The organism is Nocardioides jejuensis, from assembly GCF_004337475.1.
GTDB classification, from domain to species: Bacteria; Actinomycetota; Actinomycetes; order Propionibacteriales; family Nocardioidaceae; genus Nocardioides; species Nocardioides jejuensis.
This window is the reverse complement of sequence record NZ_SJZJ01000005.1, coordinates 75,963-93,397: the sequence shown is the minus strand read 5'-3', so window position 1 is coordinate 93,397 and position 17,435 is coordinate 75,963. Positions and strand designations below refer to the sequence as shown.

Here is a 17,435-nt window from a genome sequence, read left to right as displayed (position 1 = left end):
TCACTCCCCCTGCTGGACCCGTGTCGATCGGCCCAGCAGGGCCAGGGTCACGAATGTTCCGACCAAGAATGACAGCCCGAGCACGGCCGCCGCCCCGTCGAGGCCCCACCGCGGGATGAGCAGCGCGGCCCAGCCGAGCGAGGCGATGAGGACAGCCGTGTCGACGAGCATGGCGTCGACGAAGCGCTGCCGCGCGTACAGGGCACGCGCCAGCGAGCGCTGGAGCGTCACCATCCCCGCGCCCGTCAACAAGATGAGCAGGACCGACTGGTCCACGTAGGCGTGCCCCATGAGGGCGCCGATCACCGGGCGCCCCACAAGGGCCGCACCGACGACGGCCGCGCCGGTCACGGCGCATCCGAAGAAGAGCACCGCGAAGAGGACCCGCCAGAAGGCCTTGGCACTGGAGGTGTGGTGCAGCACGACCAGACGGCCCAGCACGGCGTCGCCGAACGCGCCGGTGATGAACGAGACCACCTGGGCCAGGTACGCGAGCGAAGCGAAGACCGCGAGGTGGTCGACTCCCAGCGAGAGCTGGACGCCGTACCGCGGCACGTTCAGCGCCACGGAACCAACACCAGCGTCGACCCCCAGCGGAAGGGCGCGCCGCGCCAGCCGGCTGGTCGCACTGGACTCTCCAGCCACCAGGCCCTGGGCCGCCATGTAGTCCGCGTCCGTCGCCAGCGCGCGCTGGTACTCCGGACGGTCATGGAACAGGTAGACGACGAACCAGGCACCGGCCAGCCCAGCCGCCGCTGCCGTCACGCCGAGGCCCGCCACCAGCGCGCCGCTGAACGACGCCAGTCCGAGCACGGCGCGCAGGACCAGGCTCCGCGACACGAGGTCGAGGCGCTCACGCAACGTGAAGAAGCCGTACAGGACCTGGCTCGTCGCCTCGACGGCCTTCGAGATGCTGACGACGCCGAGCAGCATCAGGTCCGCCGTCGACATGTGCAGGCCCAGACCGATGGCCATGACGACGGCCAGCGAGACCGCGTTGAGCACGATCCGCAGCCGGCCGTACTGCTCGGGACGCCACTCGCGGCGGGCGTCAGTTGCCCGGACCATCCGCAGGTTGAGCCCGACCGCCAGGTACACCGGCGCGCTGATCGCCAGCGCGAGCGCGAAGCGGCCGACGTCCCCCGTACCGGTCATGCGGGCCAGGACCACGAGCAGCAACCACTGCCCGAGGTTGTACGCCGCGATGCCGACGAGGTTGGCCAGGAGGTTCCGGCGCAAGCTGCCGGGCCGCGGCGCGGCCTTCCTCATGCCTCCAGGTGCAGATGCCACGACGTGTCTTCCTCGTAGCCGAGGCGACGCAGCATCGCACCGGCATGCTCCTCGAAGGCCTGAGCGGCGTGCGAGGTGAAGTGGTTGCGCCAGTCGCCGCTGATGCCCTTGCGCATGAAGCTGGAGCGATCCTCCTGCCCCGGCTTCCGGCCACTGCCGGCGAAGTCGTGGGCGCTCAGCGCGCGCTGCACGCGAGCCTCATCGGCCGGGGCGCCGGTCAGGCCGGCCATCAGCCGACCGAACTCGGCCTGCGGATCACCGAGCAGGTCCTCGTAACGCGTGACGACGACGTTGGAGTGGTCCTCGGCGCACCACGACCGGACGTGATCGCCCCAGGAGACGCCGCGCACGGCGACCGGGTCGACGAACTCTGCCTCGACGAAACGTCCGATGTTCGCGGCCACGTCGTTCGGGTCGTAGTTCGCACCGAGGTAGCGCTTGAAGCGCTCGTCGAGGCGGGCGGCCTGACGCGGGTGGCGCGGCTGGGTGATCGATCGCATCTGGTAGAAGTACAGCGACACGAGGATGTCGCGTCCGTCGCGGCAGACGTACGCCGACTTCGGGAACCGCTCGTCGTACAGCCAGTGGTTCTGGAGCACGGACGCCATGGCAATCGGCATCGAGTAGTTCTGCGGGTGCGGCAGGTCGAGGTAGGTGCCCATGAGCTGGCCGAGCCAGGACGTGCCTGACTTCGGGTACCCGGACGCGAGATACATCCCGTAGTGCACTCCCGAGCGCGCGGCAATGCCCTTGGTGACGCGCGCCGAGACCCGGCGCAACTGCTCGTCGACCCGACGCTTGGTCGTGTCCTTCATCGCGCGGACTCCTCGACTGGATGAGCGGGAACGCCGACCGCCGTGCAGCCGGCGGGAAGGTCACTGATGACCGCGGCCCCGGCTCCCACCGTCGTGTCCGCACCGATGCGGACCCCCTGGATCGCACACGCGTTGATGCCGAACCAGACGCCGTCGCCGATCACGACACCTCCACTGAGGCGGGCACCGGGAGTGATCGTGACGAATGAGCCGACGCGGCAGTCATGAGAGATGCTCGAGTCGACGTTGAGGTGGACGTGCGAGCCAAGCTCGATGGCGTGGGTCAGGCGAGCGCCCGCTGCCATGATCAGACCCGGACCGTAGGTCACGTGACTGCCGATGCTGGCCTCGGGGTGAATCAGGCTCGCGGCCTCGATGCCGTCGAGCTGGGCCACGATCCGACGCCGCACTGCGGGGGCACCGATGGCGGCGACATAGGCCGCGTCGAGGCTGCGCAAGAGGTCGACACCACCGAGGATCGGAGCATCGTGTGGCGCAGCCGTCTCTCCCGCGGTCCGACCGTCGTCGAGGAACCCGAGGAAGTCGTACGTCGGCTCCACGGCGTTGATCGCCTGCACGATGTCGAGCGCCTCGCGCCCGTGACCGCCGGCGCCGATGATGACCAGTCTCTTCATCGCCGGATGCCCGCCCACTGGTGATGCCGCGAAGCGGTGGAGAGTATGAACTTCACCGTGCGCTGCGAGGTGTTGTCGACCTCGTAGCCGGCCGGGATCGGCACCGACTCCCCCTCCATCGCGACGGCGACGGCGGAGACGACGTTCGCTGCGTCGAGGCCGGTCATGATGATCGCGCCGGCGTCCAGCGCCTCCGGGCGCTCGATCGAGTCGCGCAGGGTGATCGCCGGGAAGCCCAGGATGGAGGACTCCTCCGAGATCGTGCCGGAGTCCGACAGCACACAGGCCGAAGCGACTTGCAGCTTGTTGTAGTCGTGGAAGCCGAAGGGCTCCATCCACCGGATGTCGGCCGAGCCGAGGTCGGCACCGAGCGCCTCCAGGCGCTTGCGGGTGCGCGGGTGCGTGGAGACGACGACCGGCAGCTTCCACTTCTCGTGGACGGCGAGCAGGCAGTCGAGCAGCTGCTGCAGGCGCGCGGGGTTGTCGACGTTCTCCTCGCGGTGGGCGGAGACCAGGAAGTAGCCCTGCTCCGCCAGCCCGAGACGCGTCAGCACGTCGGAGGCTTCGATGGCCTCGCGCTGGGAGTCGAGCACCTCGCGCATCGGCGAGCCGGTGATGATGATCCGGCGCGGGTGCAGGCCCTCGGCCAGCAGGTTGCGGCGCGCGTGCTCGGTGTAGACGAGGTTGAAGTCGGCGACGTGGTCGACGAGGCGACGGTTGGTCTCCTCGGGGACGTTCTCGTCGAAGCAGCGGTTGCCCGCCTCCAAGTGGTACGTCGGGATCCGCATCCGCTTCGCCATGATCGTGGCGATGCAGGAGTTGGTATCACCGAGCACGAGGACGGCGTCCGGCTTCTCCTCGAGGATGACCTTCTCGGTCTCGATGAGGACGCCGCCGAGGACCGCGCCGAGCGAGGACGTGTCCACGCCGAGGTAGTGGTCGGGTGCCCGCAGGCCGAGGTCGTCGAAGAAGACCTGGTTGAGGTTGTGGTCGTAGTTCTGGCCGGTGTGGACCAGGACGTGGTCGACCGTCGCGTCGAGGCGCTTGATGACAGCCGCGAGCCGGATGATCTCCGGGCGCGTGCCGACGATGGTCATGACCTTCACTGGGCGACCTCCGGGACGACCTTCATGGGGTACTGGTCCGGGTTGACCGGATCGAGCAGCTGGTCCGCCCAGAAGGCGGTGATGACGTCGGTGTCGCCGACGTTGACGATGTTGTGCACCCACATCGTGGGCATGTCGAGGTGCGCCGGCTGGTCACCGCTGACCCGGAAGGTCAGCACCTCGTCGTGGAAGAGGCGGCGCAGCTTGATCTCGGCCTCGCCCTTGAAGACCACGAAGCGCTCGATCTTGCGCAGGTGGTAGTGCTCGCCGCGGGTCTGGCCGGGCTTGGTCGACGAGACGTACGCCTGTCCCTGCCCACCGTGCGAGCGGACGGTCTCGATCAGCTCGCCGCGGTTGTCGGCGTGCACCGGCTTCAGGATCGGGTAGCCGTGCGGCCAGAGCGCCGCGCGGTAGGTGTTGAAGAGGTCCAGGCGGAACTTCGTCGACACGTCCGGGATGTCACCGGTCGCGGCGTACGTCGTGTGGAACTCGTTGAGCAGGTCCAGCACCTCGGAGATGCCGTGCGGCTCCGCCTCGGGCGTGATCAGGTCGTCCTGGCGCTTCTCCGCAGCCGCGATCAGCACCTCGGCCGCGTCCTGCGCGTGCAGCAGCGGGATCTGCCGGTCCCCCGTCACCGACGGCTGACGGCCGTGAGCCACCTCGTGCGCGAACGTCGCGATGAACGAGTTGTACGCCGGCCGGCCGTGCTCGCCGAAGAGGTTGGGCATCAGCACCGTCGCGGTCGTGCCCGGGAGTGCACCCAGGATCTCGCCCGCGCGGGTCTTGCCGCGGCCATACGGCGTGTCCATCGCGACCATCACCGTGCTCGCGTAGACGACGTGCACCGGGCGGTCACCGAGCGCCGTCGCGAGAGCCTCGGCGAGGGCGATGTTGCCCTGCTCGATCTCCTCGTCGGTCTCGGCGCGGTTGACGCCGGCGATGTGGATGACGGTGTCGACGTCGGCCAGTTTGCGGGCCAGGAGGGCCGGGTCCGCGAACTCCTCGCGGCCGAGCAGCACGGCCTCCTCGCCACGGGTGGCGAGCAGCCGGCACGCGGTGTGCCAGCCGAGGAACCCCCGGGCTCCGGTGATCGCGATCGTCATGCGCGGCCTCCGAGGATCTCGGTGAGGGCGGCGACCACGCGGTCGATGACCTCAGGGCCGTGGACCGATCCGCTGGGCAGCGTCACGCCGTTGCGGAAGAGCCGGTCCGAGACCCCGTTGACGTACGCCGGAGCGTCGGCGTACACGGGCTGGTTGTGCATCGGGTTCCAGAGGTAGCGGCCCTCGATGTCGCGCGACTCCAGGCCGGCCAGCACGTCGTCGGCCTTGACCGCGGCCACCTCGGGGTCGATCTCGATCGCGGTGAGCCAGCAGTTGTCGCCGGCGTCGTCGGTGCCCTGGAAGAGCTCCACGCCGGGCACGTCCGCGACGACCGCGCGGTAGGCGTCGCGGATCTCGCGACGACGGGCGATCATCGAGTCCAGCCGCTCGAGCTGCGCCCGGCCGACGGCCGCGAGCAGGTTCGACATCCGGTAGTTGTAGCCGATGTGCTTGTGCTCGTACGACGCACCGGGCTCACGCGCCTGCGTCGACAGGAAACGGGCGTGGTCGGCCAGCTCCCCGTCTTTCGTGACGAGCATGCCGCCGCCGCTGGTGGTCATGATCTTGTTGCCGTTGAAGCTCACCGCGGCAGCAGCGCCGAAGGAGCCACCCGGACGTCCGCCCCGGTGCGCGCCGAGCGACTCGGCGGCGTCCTCGATGAGCGGGATCTCGTGCTTCGCACACACCGCGGTGATCGCGTCGAAGTCGGCGACCCGGCCGAGCAGGTCGACCGCCATGACCGCAGCGACGCGGGCGCCCTTGGCGCGCTGGTCGACGATCGCCTCGTCGAGCAGCTGCGGGTCGATGTTGCCGTCCGCTCCGGAGTCCACGAAGACCGGCTGGGCACCGAGGTAGGCCACGGCGTTGGCCGACGCGACGAACGTCATCGACGACACCATGACGACGTCGCCCGGCTTCACGCCGACACCCTCCATCGCGAGGTGAAGCGCGGCCGTGCCCGAGGACATCGCGACGGCGTGCTCGACACCGCAGCGGGCCGCGATCTCGTGCTCGAACGCCGTCACCTCGGGGCCCGTCGGCGCGACCCACCCCGAGCGCAGGGCGCGGACGAGGTACTCCTCCTCGAGGGCACCGACGTCGGGCGGGGACATCAGGATCCGGGTCATGCGGGGGACTCCTCCGTGGCCAGGACGCTGCGGACCGTGTCGACCAGGCAGCGTACGTCACTCATCAGTGACCAGTTCTCGACGTAGTCGCGGTTGATCCGGACCTTCTCGGGCCAGATCACCTCGCGGTTGAACAGTTCAGGATCGGCGGACGACGCGAGGAGGTCCTCCTCGTGGCGGAAGGCCACGGATGCCGGGCCGGTGATGCCGGGCTTGACCGTCAGGACGACCCGGTCGCCACCCTCCAGCGCATCCGCGTAGCCGGGCACGTCCGGGCGCGGACCGACCAGGCTCATCTCGCCGCGCACGACGTTGACCAGGTTGGGCAGCTCGTCGATCTTCAGCTTGCGGAAGACCGCACCGAGGCGCGTGATCCGGGCGTCGTTCGCGGTGGTCACCGTCGTGGTGTGCGTCGACGAGGAGCGCATCGTGCGGATCTTCATCACCTCGAAGAGGTGACCGTCCTGCCCCACGCGCTGCTGCCGGAAGATGCCGCTCGCACGGGTGTCGAGGCGCGCAGCGACGACGGCGACCGCCATGAGCGGAGCCGTCAGCACCAGCAGGACTCCCCCGACCACCAGGTCGAAGGCCCGCTTGGTGGCTCGCTGTCGCGTCGACAGGCCGCGCGGATCAGGCATACCCGTAGCGCTCCAGGCTCGGACGGACCAGCTCCGTCAGGCGGGCGACGCGTGCCTCGCCGAGCGAGGCGCGGCCCTTGCCGACGCTGCTGGCCTTGACGTCGGCGACCCAGGCCGGGTCGACGTCCTGCGGCGTGCCGAGGAAGTCGAGGATGGCGCCGAGGTGCTCCGCAGGGGTCTGCACGAACTCCTCGTACGTCAGCCGGTGCACGCGCGACGGGTCGATCTGCGCGAAGTCGCGCTCGGAGTTGTCGACGCAGCGCTGCCACTGCAGCGCGCAGAGCTCGTCCATCGTGTGCGTGGCCTGGAGCTCCGCCTGGCCGTCGAGCTTCGGGCCCCACCAGGCGTTGGTCTGCTGACCGCCGTCGGCATCGTGGCCACGCACCTTCAGCCGGTTCGCGACGAAGCGGGTGCCGTAGTACGGCAGGTCGCTGGGCGGCACGAACTTCACCTTGGCCTTGGTGTAGCCGAAGTCGAACGGCGCGTGCCAGCGCTGCATCGCCGAGGCCGCGACGTCCATGCCGTCACGGTGGATGAAGAGGTAGCGCGCGGTCGGCACGACGGCGTCGATGAACCCGACGCGCAGCGAGTTGGCGCAGGTCTTCTCGACGACGGTGGGCACGTCGTACGTCCGCGCGATCCGGGCGAAGTGCTTGCCCACGAAGCGGCCGATCTCGGGCGTCGCCATGTCGGGCGTGAACTCGTCCGAGGCGTACGCACGGTTGCCGTGGCGCCAGATCAGGTTGATCTCGTCGCAAGGCCAGGTCGCGTAGCCGGGCACGCTCGTCAGCACGTCGCGCAGGATGTTGGTGCCCGAGCGCGGCGAGCCGATGATGATCACCGGGTGCTTCATGAGTCCTCACGATCGTTGAGCAGGCGGCGGAGGAGATCCTCCCACCGGTCGAGCTGGGTGTCGGCCGAGAAGCCGGCCTGCCACGCCTCGCGGGCGGAGGCAGCGAGGGCGTCACGGGCGGCGCCGTCGAGAGAGGCGACGCGGTCCAGGACCGTGGCGAGGCCGGCCTCGTCATCGGGCGCGACCGCGAAGCCATAGCCACCGGCGACGGCTGCCGTGGCGAGCTCGCTGTCGGTCTCCACGAGGGCGACGATCGGCGTGCTCTCGGCGAGGTACGTCGCCGTCTTCGACGGGTAGGCGTAGCGGATGATCTCCGGGGTCAGGCTGACCACCCCGAAGTCGGCCTCGGCAACGAGCGCCCGGGCCGACGCGGCGGAGCCGTGCGGGAGGAGCTGGACGCGGTCGCGGGTCGCCTCGGGGGCCGCGGCGACGAGCTGCTCGACCGCCGCCTTGGCGGCACCCTCCCCCATGAGGACGAGCTCGAGCCGCTCCAGACCGGGGCGCTCGGCGAGCACGGCGCCGGCGAGCGCCTCGAGGCCCTGGAAGCGGCCCAGGTTGCCGGTGAACACGAGCCGCGTGCGGTCCGTGCGCGGCAGGGGCGAGGCGACCTCGGCCCCGTCGGCGTACGTCGGGAGGTCGAAGTTGTTGAGCACGACGATGCGGTCGTGCAGACCCGGGTCACGCGCCAGCAGCGCATCGCGCATGTCGGTGCTCAGCACCACGATGGCGGCCGCCCGACGGCAGGTGGCCCGGTCGAGCGCACGCAGCAGCGCAAAGACCGGCTTCGCGCGGAACTCCCCCGAGAGCGCGCCGATCTCCGGGTGGATGTCCATGCAGTGATAGACGAACGACGCACGCCGCAGCCGGGCCGCGAGCGAGGTCGCGTACGCCAGCACCACCGGCGGAGCCGTCGAGCACATCACCACGTCGTAGCCCCGGCCGACCAGCACCCGCAGCATCACCGCGAGCGGGAAGCGGACCATGTTGAGCAGCCGCGCGACGATGCCCGAGCGGTCCGGCGGCAGGTCGAGCCGGCGAACGGTCACGCCGTCGGCGTTCTCCACCTTCGGGCGGTGCGGGATGGCCAGCTCCGGCTTGTACGACGGCTGGGTCGACAGCACGTCGACGTCGTGGCCGGCGTCGCTCCAGCGACGCACGATCTCCCGGAGCAGGGAGGCGTACGGCGGAGTGTCCGGCCAGTAGTAGCGGTGGACCGCCAGCACCCGGGCCGGGCGCTGTCCCGTCACGAGACGGGCGTGGCGTCGAGCAGCTTGCGGAACGCCGGGAGGCCGAGCAGCAGCTCCTTCACGCCGGCGACATCGAGCCGCTCGGTGTTGTGGGAGTGGTAGTCGTCGAGGGCGCTCTCCGCGACGTCGCCCTCGTCGAAGTACTTGCCGTAGTTGAGGTCGCGACCGTCGACGGGCACCCGGTAGAAGTCACCCTGGTCCTCGGCACGGGCGAGCTCCTCGCGCGTCGCCAGCGTCTCGTAGAGCTTCTCGCCGTGACGGGTGCCGATGACCTGCAGGTCGGCCTCGACGCCGACCGCCTCGGCGACGGCCTTCGCGAGCACCTCGACGGTGGAGGCGGGCGCCTTGCGGACGAAGAGGTCACCCGGCTGCGCGTGCGCGAACGCATGCTCCACGAGGAGGACGGCCTCCTCGAGCGACATCAGGAAGCGGGTCATGTCGGGATCGGTCAGCGTCAGCGGGTTGCCCGCGCGCAGCTGCTCGACGAAGAGCGGGATGACCGACCCCCGCGAGCACATGACGTTGCCGTAGCGCACCGTGGAGACGACGGTCTTCGAGCCCGGGTTGTTGCGGGCGAAGGCCTGGGCGGTCTTCTCCATCATCGCCTTGGACATGCCCATGGCGTTGACCGGGTAGACCGCCTTGTCGGTGCCCAGGCAGACAACGGAGCCGACCCCGTTGGCGTGGGCCGACTCGATGACGTTCGAGCTGCCCATGACGTTGGTCTTGACGGCCTCCATCGGGAAGAACTCGCACGACGGCACCTGCTTGAGGGCGGCCGCGTGGAAGACCAGGTCGACGCCGCGCATGGCGCGGTCGACGCTGTCGAAGTCCCGCACGTCGCCGATGTGGAACTTGACCCGGTCGTCGCCGATGCGCGTGCGCATCTCGTGCTGCTTGAGCTCGTCGCGGCTGAGGATGCGGATCTCTCCGACCCCGCCGTCGAGCAGGCGGGTGACCATGGTGGAGCCGAACGAGCCGGTGCCACCGGTCACGAGCACAACGCTGTCGTTGGTGATCATCTGGGATTCCTCGCTCGGGTCAGGCGCGCGGCGCGGCGTCGACCGCGGCCATGTCGATGGCCAGCGTGGCCGTGTCACCGGTCGTGCACCACAGGGCCAGCAAGTCGCGGGCCTCGCCGAAGCTAGCCCGCTCAGGCACCTCCAGCACGACGCCGTCGACCAGCGGCGGCACGGCCACGTGGGTGATCAGGTGGTGGTGCGGGCGGTTGTCGCCCTCGTCGTGGGCGATCAGGATCTCGTCCATCTTCTCGCCCTCGCGCAGGCCGGTGTAGATGATGTCGATGGGCTTGCCCGACTTCGCGATGAGCGCCCGCGCGACGTCGTCCAGACGGACCGGCTCGCCCATGTCGAGGATCAGCGCCTCACCAGCGGAACCGATCGCGCCCGCCTGGAGCACCAGCTGGCACGCCTCGGCGATCGTCATGAAGTAGCGCGTGACGTCCTTGTCCGTGACGGTCAGCGGGCCACCGGCGGCGATCTGGGCCGTCCAGGCGGTGAGGACCGAGCCGCGGCTGCCGAGGACGTTGCCGAAGCGGACCGAGAGGTAGATGCCGTCCGAGCGGCGCGCGTAGCCGGCGGTGATCCGCTCGGCCACACGCTTCGACAGACCCAGGATCGAGGTCGGGTCCGCTGCCTTGTCGGTGGAGATGTTGACGAAGCGCTCGACACCGACACGGCGCGCGGCCTCGAGGACGTTGAGGGTGCCGAGCACGTTGGTCTTGAAACCCTCGAGGGGGTACTGCTCGAGCATCGGCAGGTGCTTCAGCGCCGCGGCGTGGAAGACCACCTCGGGGCGGCGCTCGTCGAAGATCCGGTTGAGCGCAGCGCTGTCGCGGATGTCGGAGAGGATCACCTCGTCGGTGTGCAGCAGCCCGTGGCCCGACAGCGTCAGCTGGACGCCGTGCAGTGCGGACTCGTCGCGATCGAGCATCATCAGCTCGGCCGGCTCCCAGCGCGCGATCTGGCGACAGAGCTCCGACCCGATCGAGCCACCGGCACCGGTCACCAGGACGCGCTTGCCCTTGATGATGTGCGCGATCTCGGCGACGTCGGTCTCGATCGGCTTGCGGCCCAGGATGTCGGCCATGTTGATGTCACGGACGTCGCGGATGGTGACTTCCTCGTCGAACATCTCCGCGACGGACGGCACGACCTTGACCTCGGCACCGGCGGCCTCGGCGGCCTCATCGATGCGGGCGAGGAAGTCGTTGGAGGCGTTGTGGATCGCCACGATGACGACCTCGGCGCGCTCCCGGCGTACGACGGACTCGAGGTCCATCACGCGGCCGGCGACGGGCACGCCCTCGATCCGGCGGTGACGCTTCCAGCGGTCGTCGTCGAGGAGCGCGACCGGCACGAACGGCGACCCCGGCGTGGACCAGATCGAGCGGACCAGCGCCTCGGCCGTCTCGCCTGCACCGACGATGACGGCACGCTTGCTGTCGGCAGACGGCTCCACGTAGCCGATGCGCTCGGCCAGGCGACGCCAGAGGGCGCGACCCGTGAGCATCAGGGCCAGCGAGAGGCAACCGGCCGCGAGCGGCACCGACCGTGCGACGCTCGCGCCGTGGCCGAAGGTGTTGACCAGCTGCGCGCAGACGACGCCGAGGAAGGCGCCGAAACCGATGAAGAGCGTCTCCTCGACCGTCGCGACGGCGACGCGTCCGAGGTAGGTCTTGAAGGCGAAGCCGAGGAGGAGATACACCCCCGCGACGACGGCCGCGAGGCCGAGGACCCAGGCCCAGGGCACGTCGGGTCGGGCCGACTCGTAGCGCAGCCAGGCCATCAGGCCATAGGCAGCGAAGATGGCGACGATGTCGAAGCCCAGCAAGATCTGGACCCTGAACCGCCTCAGCGCGACAACCACGTGCCCTCCGAGTCTGGCCTGCTTGTTATCCCCCATGATGCGGCTGAATGTATCGAACAACCTTGACGAGCGCATATGGACGGGAAGGAATGCTCTCCATTCCGGGTCATGGCCTAGGCTGCTCGGGTTGCCGAGACATCTCGGGTTGCCCAGACATGGGGGAAGGAAGACAACACCGTGGAGCTCCGCGACTACCTGCACGTTTTCCGCCGCCGCTGGCGGTGGGTCGCCCTCGGCTTGATCGTCGCCGTCGCGATCTCCGAGATCTTCATCTTGCGCGCGACGCCGCAGTACCAGTCGCAGACCCAGATCTTCATCTCGACCCAGTCGAGCGACAGCGCCACCGCCAACCAGGGCGGCATGTTCTCGATGCAGCGCGTTGCGTCGTACGCCGACCTGGCCAACGGCCGCGACCTGGCGGCCGAGGTCATCAGCGATCTCGACCTGCCCCTGGCGCCGGGCCAGCTGGCCCGCAAGGTCAAGGCACGCGCCGTGCCGGAGACCGTGCTCCTCCTGATCACGGTGACCGACTCCGACCCGGCGCTCGCGCAGAAGATCGCCGCGTCGTACGCCGACCACCTGGCCGGCCTCGTGGCGGACCTCGAGACCCCGCCGGGGAAGGCCAAGCCGGTCCTCAAGGCGACCACCGTGGAGTCGGCGAACCAGCCCTCCGCGCCCGTCTCCCCCAACGTCCTGCGCACGCTGCTCATGGGCACGGTGCTCGGCCTGATGCTCGGCTTCGGCATGGCCGCCGTCCGCGAGCTGCTCGACACCAGCCTGAAGACCTCCGACGACATCGAGGCGATCACGCCCGCTCCCGTGCTCGGCTGGATCCACAACGACCCCGCGGTCGCCAAGGAGCCCCTGGTCAGCATGCTCAGCCCGCACCACCCGCGGGTCGAGTCGTTCCGGGTGCTGCGCACCAACCTCCAGTTCGTCGACGTCGATGCCGCCGACAAGGCGTTCGTCGTCTCGAGCGCCGTGCCGGGCGAGGGCAAGTCCTCGACCTCGACGAACATCGCGATCAGCCTCGCCACCGCCGGCAAGAAGGTCCTCCTGGTCGACGCCGACCTGCGCCGCCCGCGCGCTGGCGCCATCCTCGGTGTCGACACGGCCGTCGGCCTGACGACGGTCCTCCTCGGGCAGCTCAGCGCCACGGAGGCGATCCAGGAGCACGAGTCGGGCCTGCACGTCATGGCCGCTGGCGCGGTCCCGCCGAACCCGGCGGAGCTCCTCCAGAGCCAGTCGATGACCGACCTGATCGCCAAGCTGCGGACGACGTACGACATCGTCATCTTCGACGCTCCGCCGCTCCTGCCGGTCACCGATGCCGCGCTGCTGGCCTCGAAGACCGACGGTGCGGTGCTCGTGATCCGTCACGGCAAGACCACCCGCGAGCAGGTCCGTGGGGCGTGCGAGCGACTGACCCAGATCGGCGCCGCGCCGCTTGGTGTCGTCTTCAACCGCGTGCCCGCCAAGGGCGGCGCCGGCTACGGCTACGGGTATGGATACGGCTACGGCTACGCCCCGGAGGCGCCCGAGGGCGGCAAGCGCAAGGGCGACAAGCCGGTCAAGGCAAAGAGCCCCAAGGAGCCGAAGGCCCCGAAGGCGAAGGCCTGAGATGTCGTTCCTCCGACGCCACAAGGCGATGTCCGCCCTGGGCGGCCTGATCGCGCTGCTCCTGCTGGTGACCACCGGGTGGGTCATCTACCTGAACCAGCAGGTCGGCAACATCCCGCACTTCCACGTGCCGAGCCTCGAGCGTCCGGACCGACCTGACCGGGTCAAGGGCGACGGCATGAACATCCTGCTCATCGGCGCCGACGACGGCCACGGTGCGGACGTCCGCGACATGCTCGCGAGCGGCCACTGGACCCCGGGCCGCATGCGCAGCGACACGATGATGGTCTGGCACCTCTCCGCCGACCGGAAGACGAGCCAGCTGGTCTCCCTCCCCCGCGACTCGTGGGTGCCGATCCCCGGCTACGGCACGCAGAAGCTCAACGCAGCCTTCTCGTACGGCGGTCCGTCGCTCCTGACGCAGACGCTCGAGGAGGACTTCAACGTCTTCATCGACCACATCGCCATCGTCGACTTCGACGGCTTCAAGGGCGTCACCAACGCGCTCGGCGGCGTGACGGTTTCGATCGACGGGTCGCCGGAGACGATCAAGGGCGAGGAGGCGCTCGCCTACGTGCGCGTCCGCAAGACGCTGCCGGGTGGCGACTTCGACCGCATCCGCCGCCAGCAGAACTTCCTGCGCGCGATCGTGGCGAAGCTGAAGGACAACGGCACGCTGCTCAACCCGATCAAGCTGACCCGCCTGGTGCACAACCTCGGCGGACTGATCGCGGTCGACGACAACCTGACCACGGGCACCATCCGTGGTCTGGCCATCGACATCGCGAAGTCGCGTGGCGGCCAGGTCTCGTACCTGACGGCGCCGACGCACGGCACAGCCATGGTCGGCGCTGCCTCGACGGTCACGCTCGACATCGCCCAGACCACCGCGCTCTTCAAGGCGATCTCGAACGACGACTACGCCGCGTACAAGGCGGAGAACACGATCGACGCCCTGCCGTCGCCGGACTCGGTCCACTGACGCCCCTAGGATGACGCCGTGACCCAGTTCGACAACGTCTCCGTGACCAAGCAGGCCAACGTCTACTTCGACGGCAAGTGCGTCTCCCACAGCATCGTGCTGGAGGACGGCACCAAGAAGTCCGTCGGCGTCATCCTGCCCTCGACCCTCCTCTTCACCACCGGTGCTCCGGAGATCATGGAGCTCCTCGCGGGCGCCTGCCGCGTCCGCCTGGCCGGCTCCGAGGAGTGGGCCGACTACGCCGGCGGCCAGTCCTTCGACGTGCCCGGCGACTCGTCGTTCGACATCGAGGTCACCGAGACCCTGCACTACGTCTGCCACTTCGGCTGATCCTTCTCTCCGTACGACGAAGGCCCGCCGCTCCCTGAGGGAGTGGCGGGCCTTCGTTCGTTGCGGGTCAGCTGGCCGGATGGCAGCCGGTCCAGGTCGAGAGGACGGTGTTGACCGAGCTGGTGAAGGTGTATCGACCGCCATGCGCGTCCTCGCCGACGATCTTGAGGTAGTCGGGCTTCTCAACGACGAGATCGGGCTCTGCGAACCCGGCCTCCTTGCCCACGGCGACCACGAGGTCACGCACGGCGTCGCGGTCGGCCGCGGCGTACGCGCCCGCGAAGGTGCGGCGGGGAAGCATCACCTCGACGCCGGAGTCGTCGACCCCGCAGAGCGCGCGCGTGGCCGGCTCGTCCGACGTCGTCCAGTCGCGCGGGCCGAACTTCTCCGCGAGCCGGTCGATGAGGCGCTGGGCAAAGGCGTCGTAGTCAGCCACGGCCTGCGTGATGTTCCGCGTCGCGTCCATCGAGTCTCCTTGGTCGTTCTTGTTCGTTCCGCAGGCGGACAGGGCTACCGCCAACAGCACCGCCGTCGCCATTCGCATCATGCGCATCAGTCACCGAACACCTTGTTGTACAGCTTCTTTCCGCCGTCGACGACGTCGCCGGCGCGGTCCCCCACCCAGTCAGCACCCTCGTTGACCTTGTCGAGCCCCGCCTCGCCGACGAGCAGGGTCGTGCTCAGCAGTGGCGAGACCACGGCGGGGTCGAACTCGCCGGTCTGCACCAGGCGGTCGTGGTCACTGCCCGTCGCAATGACGGCCATGTTGTGCTGGCTGGTCGAGTGGTTGACGAGGTACTCGCTGTGACCGCCCGAGCGGCTGAGCTCCTGCCCGTCCACTTCGGACGACCCGGTGGAGAGCCGATCGAGGCCGCGGATCATGTCAGGGTCGCCGTGGAAACGTGCGAGATCGCCCACGGGATCGCTCGAGGTCTCCATGTTGAACGCATGTCCCTCGGCGAGGTGCAGGTCGGAGAGCTGCGACGTGCCCAGACCCGGCGAGCCGAAGAAGACAGCGTCGTCGACACCCGTGCCGTGCTGCAGCGCGTAGCCCGTCGTCGTCGAGCCATAGGAGTGACCGAGCGCCGTCAGGTGCACGTTGTCGGCTCCGCCGTGGATGGCGTTGATGCCGTTGTAGAACGACGCCAGGTCATCGCCTCCGCGCTTGGCCAGGTCGGCACTGGCAACGCTGCGGTCGAGGTCGCTACCGACCAGGTCAAAGACCTCCCCGTTGACCTGCGGCGCCTCGTAGCCCAGCCAGGCCACCGTCGCCGTGGTCTCGTCTCCGCGGCCCGATGCGGCCAGCTCGTCGCCCATCACCGCGCGAAGCTCCGCCATGTCGCGGTCGTAGCCGCCCAGCGAATCCTTCACGGTGGTGGTGAGGCCGGGCGTGAAGACCGCGACGTGGTCGGCCGTGTCGATGTCACCCTGCGCCACCGCCGCGAGGAGCTGCTCGGGGCGGGTGATGTCCAGGGTGAGCAGCTGCCGGCCGCCGAGCGCCAGCACCTGCTCCACCTTGTCGAGCCCGTCGAGCTTGTCCTGGATGATCTGCCGCTCGTCGCCGGTCGCTGTGGCCAGCTGCTCCTCGAGCTCGGCGCGGTACTGGGGAAGCAACGCGCGGTTCGCCTGGTCACGTGCCCATCCGGGGACGCCGTCCAGGTTGCCCACCAGCTCAGGGTGCTCGGCGATGATCGCCGCCTGCTGCGCGGGCGTGAGGGAGCGCCACCAGTCGGCGTTCTGCTGCGGAGTGCCGCCCGCGGGCGGGGTGGCCGGCGTGGTCCCACCGGGAGGAACGGCGCCGGGTGGCACCACCGGGCCCATGAACGGTCCTCCGCCGGTCGCCGAGCTGGCGGTGTCCTGCGCATCGGCCTGCTCGGCCGCATCCGCAGCCATCTGCTGCAGCGCGGCGGCCGACTGGGTCAGCAGCACCCGGTGCTGCCCTCCCCGCGCGCTCACGAAGTCCTGCCCGTCCTGGCCCTCCCACGCCGCCACGGCATCGTCGACTGTCCGCTGGACCGTGGTGACGACGGTGTCGAGGCGGTCGGCGAGGCTGAGGAGCTGTGCAGCGACGCGGCGCATCGCGCCGGGATCCATGCCGACGAACGCGGCCATCGGCGTACCTCCTCAGGGTGGGCGGGCGGAAATGGACAACGGGCCGGGCCCCGATGAGGCCCGGCCCGGCAGCCGGTCAGGCGTTGGAGGTGCTCTCCTGCGCCGCGGCCTGGTTCGTGGCGTCGGTGGCCATCTGGCCGATGGCGGTGGCCGCCTGCTGCAGCGCCGCCTTGTGGGCGCTGTTCCACTCGTCGGCGAACGCCGTCGCGTCGGCGCCGTGCCAGTTCTGCTCGGCCGTCTGGATCTGGCCGTCGACGACGGAGACGACGTTGTTGAGGGCGTCGGACTGCTGGGTGAGCTGCGTGGCGACGCTACGGATCGCCTCGATGTTCATACCGGTGAAAGCCATGGTGCTGCTCCTTCCGAGGGCGGGTCAGCGGGGACCCGAGAGATGGTGTGGGGGCCGCCGGTCAGCTGGCGGAGGTCTGCTCCTGCTGGTCCGCCTGCGTGGTCGCCTTGGTGGCGAGCTGGCGGAGGGCGTCCTCGGCCTGGGTCAGACCCGGCTTCTGGGCGTTGCGCCACTGGTCGATGAACGCGGTCGCGTCGTCACCGTCCCAGTTGGTGTCCGCGTCGGCGATCTGCGCGTCGACGGCGGTGATCACGGTCTGGATCTCGTCCGCCTGGGCGGTCAGCTGCTGTGCGACGCCACGGATGACCTCGACGTCCATTCCCATCATGCTCATGGATC

At 69.6% G+C, this 17,435-nt stretch carries 18 protein-coding genes; 3 read left to right on the top strand and 15 right to left on the bottom strand.

The features are described from left to right. Genes EPD65_RS04815 through EPD65_RS04765 form a run of 11 tightly spaced genes read right to left on the bottom strand, consistent with a single transcriptional unit; the run spans position 1 to position 11,667 of the window. Positions 1-1,290, bottom strand: a complete 1,290-nt coding sequence (locus tag EPD65_RS04815; RefSeq protein ID WP_131582032.1) for a lipopolysaccharide biosynthesis protein — start codon at positions 1,288-1,290, stop codon at positions 1-3. Next, the gene (locus tag EPD65_RS04810) at positions 1,266-2,105 is read right to left on the bottom strand and encodes a sulfotransferase domain-containing protein (protein ID WP_131582031.1); all 840 of its coding nucleotides are present in this window, start codon (positions 2,103-2,105) and stop codon (positions 1,266-1,268) included. The genes EPD65_RS04815 and EPD65_RS04810 overlap by 25 nt, the downstream gene beginning before the upstream one ends. Further along, positions 2,102-2,740, bottom strand: coding sequence for an acetyltransferase (locus EPD65_RS04805; protein WP_131582030.1), 639 nt, complete (start codon positions 2,738-2,740; stop codon positions 2,102-2,104). The genes EPD65_RS04810 and EPD65_RS04805 overlap by 4 nt, the downstream gene beginning before the upstream one ends. Beyond that, on the bottom strand, positions 2,737-3,837 hold the full coding sequence (wecB, locus tag EPD65_RS04800) for a non-hydrolyzing UDP-N-acetylglucosamine 2-epimerase (protein ID WP_165872883.1): 1,101 nt from the start codon (positions 3,835-3,837) through the stop codon (positions 2,737-2,739). Before wecB ends, EPD65_RS04805 begins: the two co-directional genes overlap by 4 nt. A gap of 5 nt (positions 3,838-3,842) precedes the next feature. Next, positions 3,843-4,949 carry a polysaccharide biosynthesis C-terminal domain-containing protein gene (locus tag EPD65_RS04795; protein WP_131582028.1) on the bottom strand — a complete coding sequence of 369 codons (1,107 nt, stop codon included), beginning with the start codon at positions 4,947-4,949 and terminating at the stop codon, positions 3,843-3,845. Then, a complete protein-coding gene (locus tag EPD65_RS04790) occupies positions 4,946-6,076 on the bottom strand; it encodes a DegT/DnrJ/EryC1/StrS family aminotransferase (protein WP_131582027.1) in 1,131 nt (376 codons plus the stop codon). The genes EPD65_RS04795 and EPD65_RS04790 overlap by 4 nt, the downstream gene beginning before the upstream one ends. Then, complete coding sequence (locus tag EPD65_RS04785) at positions 6,073-6,714, bottom strand: sugar transferase (protein ID WP_131582026.1); 642 nt, start codon at positions 6,712-6,714, stop codon at positions 6,073-6,075. Before EPD65_RS04785 ends, EPD65_RS04790 begins: the two co-directional genes overlap by 4 nt. Continuing rightward, a complete protein-coding gene (locus tag EPD65_RS04780) occupies positions 6,707-7,567 on the bottom strand; it encodes a sulfotransferase family protein (RefSeq protein WP_131582025.1) in 861 nt (286 codons plus the stop codon). The genes EPD65_RS04785 and EPD65_RS04780 overlap by 8 nt, the downstream gene beginning before the upstream one ends. Beyond that, positions 7,564-8,814, bottom strand: a complete 1,251-nt coding sequence (locus EPD65_RS04775) for a glycosyltransferase family 4 protein (protein ID WP_131582024.1) — start codon at positions 8,812-8,814, stop codon at positions 7,564-7,566. Before EPD65_RS04775 ends, EPD65_RS04780 begins: the two co-directional genes overlap by 4 nt. Then, positions 8,811-9,836 carry a polysaccharide biosynthesis protein gene (locus EPD65_RS04770; protein ID WP_207891410.1) on the bottom strand — a complete coding sequence of 342 codons (1,026 nt, stop codon included), beginning with the start codon at positions 9,834-9,836 and terminating at the stop codon, positions 8,811-8,813. The genes EPD65_RS04775 and EPD65_RS04770 overlap by 4 nt, the downstream gene beginning before the upstream one ends. A 19-nt stretch (positions 9,837-9,855) precedes the next feature. Further along, complete coding sequence (locus tag EPD65_RS04765) at positions 9,856-11,667, bottom strand: nucleoside-diphosphate sugar epimerase/dehydratase (protein WP_131582023.1); 1,812 nt, start codon at positions 11,665-11,667, stop codon at positions 9,856-9,858. A gap of 213 nt (positions 11,668-11,880) precedes the next feature. On the opposite strand from EPD65_RS04765, the gene EPD65_RS04760 reads away from it, so the two are divergent. The 3 genes from EPD65_RS04760 to ppnP are packed head-to-tail and all read left to right on the top strand — an operon-like array spanning position 11,881 to position 14,635. Further along, the gene (locus tag EPD65_RS04760) at positions 11,881-13,323 is read left to right on the top strand and encodes a tyrosine-protein kinase domain-containing protein (RefSeq protein ID WP_131582022.1); all 1,443 of its coding nucleotides are present in this window, start codon (positions 11,881-11,883) and stop codon (positions 13,321-13,323) included. A gap of 1 nt (position 13,324) precedes the next feature. Then, positions 13,325-14,305 (top strand): LCP family protein, encoded by a 981-nt coding sequence (locus tag EPD65_RS04755; protein WP_165872882.1) that lies wholly within the window; start codon positions 13,325-13,327, stop codon positions 14,303-14,305. Between the two features lie 18 nt (positions 14,306-14,323). Continuing rightward, complete coding sequence (gene ppnP, locus EPD65_RS04750) at positions 14,324-14,635, top strand: pyrimidine/purine nucleoside phosphorylase (protein WP_131582020.1); 312 nt, start codon at positions 14,324-14,326, stop codon at positions 14,633-14,635. Positions 14,636-14,702: 67 nt separating this feature from the next. On the opposite strand, the gene EPD65_RS04745 is transcribed toward ppnP, so the two are convergent. The 4 genes from EPD65_RS04745 to EPD65_RS04730 all read right to left on the bottom strand — a co-directional run bounded on the left by EPD65_RS04745 (position 14,703) and on the right by EPD65_RS04730 (position 17,430). Then, the gene (locus tag EPD65_RS04745; RefSeq protein WP_279387553.1) at positions 14,703-15,173 is read right to left on the bottom strand and encodes an LppA family lipoprotein; all 471 of its coding nucleotides are present in this window, start codon (positions 15,171-15,173) and stop codon (positions 14,703-14,705) included. A gap of 14 nt (positions 15,174-15,187) precedes the next feature. Then, a complete protein-coding gene (locus EPD65_RS04740) occupies positions 15,188-16,747 on the bottom strand; it encodes an alpha/beta hydrolase (protein WP_131582018.1) in 1,560 nt (519 codons plus the stop codon). Positions 16,748-16,823: 76 nt separating this feature from the next. Beyond that, on the bottom strand, positions 16,824-17,096 hold the full coding sequence (locus EPD65_RS04735; protein WP_131582017.1) for a WXG100 family type VII secretion target: 273 nt from the start codon (positions 17,094-17,096) through the stop codon (positions 16,824-16,826). Positions 17,097-17,157: 61 nt separating this feature from the next. Next, a complete protein-coding gene (locus EPD65_RS04730) occupies positions 17,158-17,430 on the bottom strand; it encodes a WXG100 family type VII secretion target (protein ID WP_131582016.1) in 273 nt (90 codons plus the stop codon). Positions 17,431-17,435 lie beyond the last annotated feature (5 nt).

Excerpts from the sequence above, each read along its gene's own strand:
- EPD65_RS04785 (WP_131582026.1), bottom strand. The coding sequence starts at position 6,714 with ATGCCTGATCCGCGCGGCCTGTCGACGCGACAGCGAGCCACCAAGCGG.
- wecB (WP_165872883.1), bottom strand. The coding sequence starts at position 3,837 with ATGACCATCGTCGGCACGCGCCCGGAGATCATCCGGCTCGCGGCTGTC.
- EPD65_RS04740 (WP_131582018.1), bottom strand. The coding sequence starts at position 16,747 with ATGGCCGCGTTCGTCGGCATGGATCCCGGCGCGATGCGCCGCGTCGCT.
- EPD65_RS04755 (WP_165872882.1), top strand. The coding sequence starts at position 13,325 with ATGTCGTTCCTCCGACGCCACAAGGCGATGTCCGCCCTGGGCGGCCTG.
- EPD65_RS04790 (WP_131582027.1), bottom strand. The coding sequence starts at position 6,076 with ATGACCCGGATCCTGATGTCCCCGCCCGACGTCGGTGCCCTCGAGGAG.
- EPD65_RS04735 (WP_131582017.1), bottom strand. The coding sequence starts at position 17,096 with ATGGCTTTCACCGGTATGAACATCGAGGCGATCCGTAGCGTCGCCACG.
- EPD65_RS04730 (WP_131582016.1), bottom strand. The coding sequence starts at position 17,430 with ATGAGCATGATGGGAATGGACGTCGAGGTCATCCGTGGCGTCGCACAG.
- EPD65_RS04745 (WP_279387553.1), bottom strand. The coding sequence starts at position 15,173 with ATGGCGACGGCGGTGCTGTTGGCGGTAGCCCTGTCCGCCTGCGGAACG.
- EPD65_RS04795 (WP_131582028.1), bottom strand. The coding sequence starts at position 4,949 with ATGACGATCGCGATCACCGGAGCCCGGGGGTTCCTCGGCTGGCACACC.
- EPD65_RS04810 (WP_131582031.1), bottom strand. The coding sequence starts at position 2,105 with ATGAAGGACACGACCAAGCGTCGGGTCGACGAGCAGTTGCGCCGGGTC.
- EPD65_RS04780 (WP_131582025.1), bottom strand. The coding sequence starts at position 7,567 with ATGAAGCACCCGGTGATCATCATCGGCTCGCCGCGCTCGGGCACCAAC.
- EPD65_RS04805 (WP_131582030.1), bottom strand. The coding sequence starts at position 2,740 with ATGAAGAGACTGGTCATCATCGGCGCCGGCGGTCACGGGCGCGAGGCG.
- EPD65_RS04770 (WP_207891410.1), bottom strand. The coding sequence starts at position 9,836 with ATGATCACCAACGACAGCGTTGTGCTCGTGACCGGTGGCACCGGCTCG.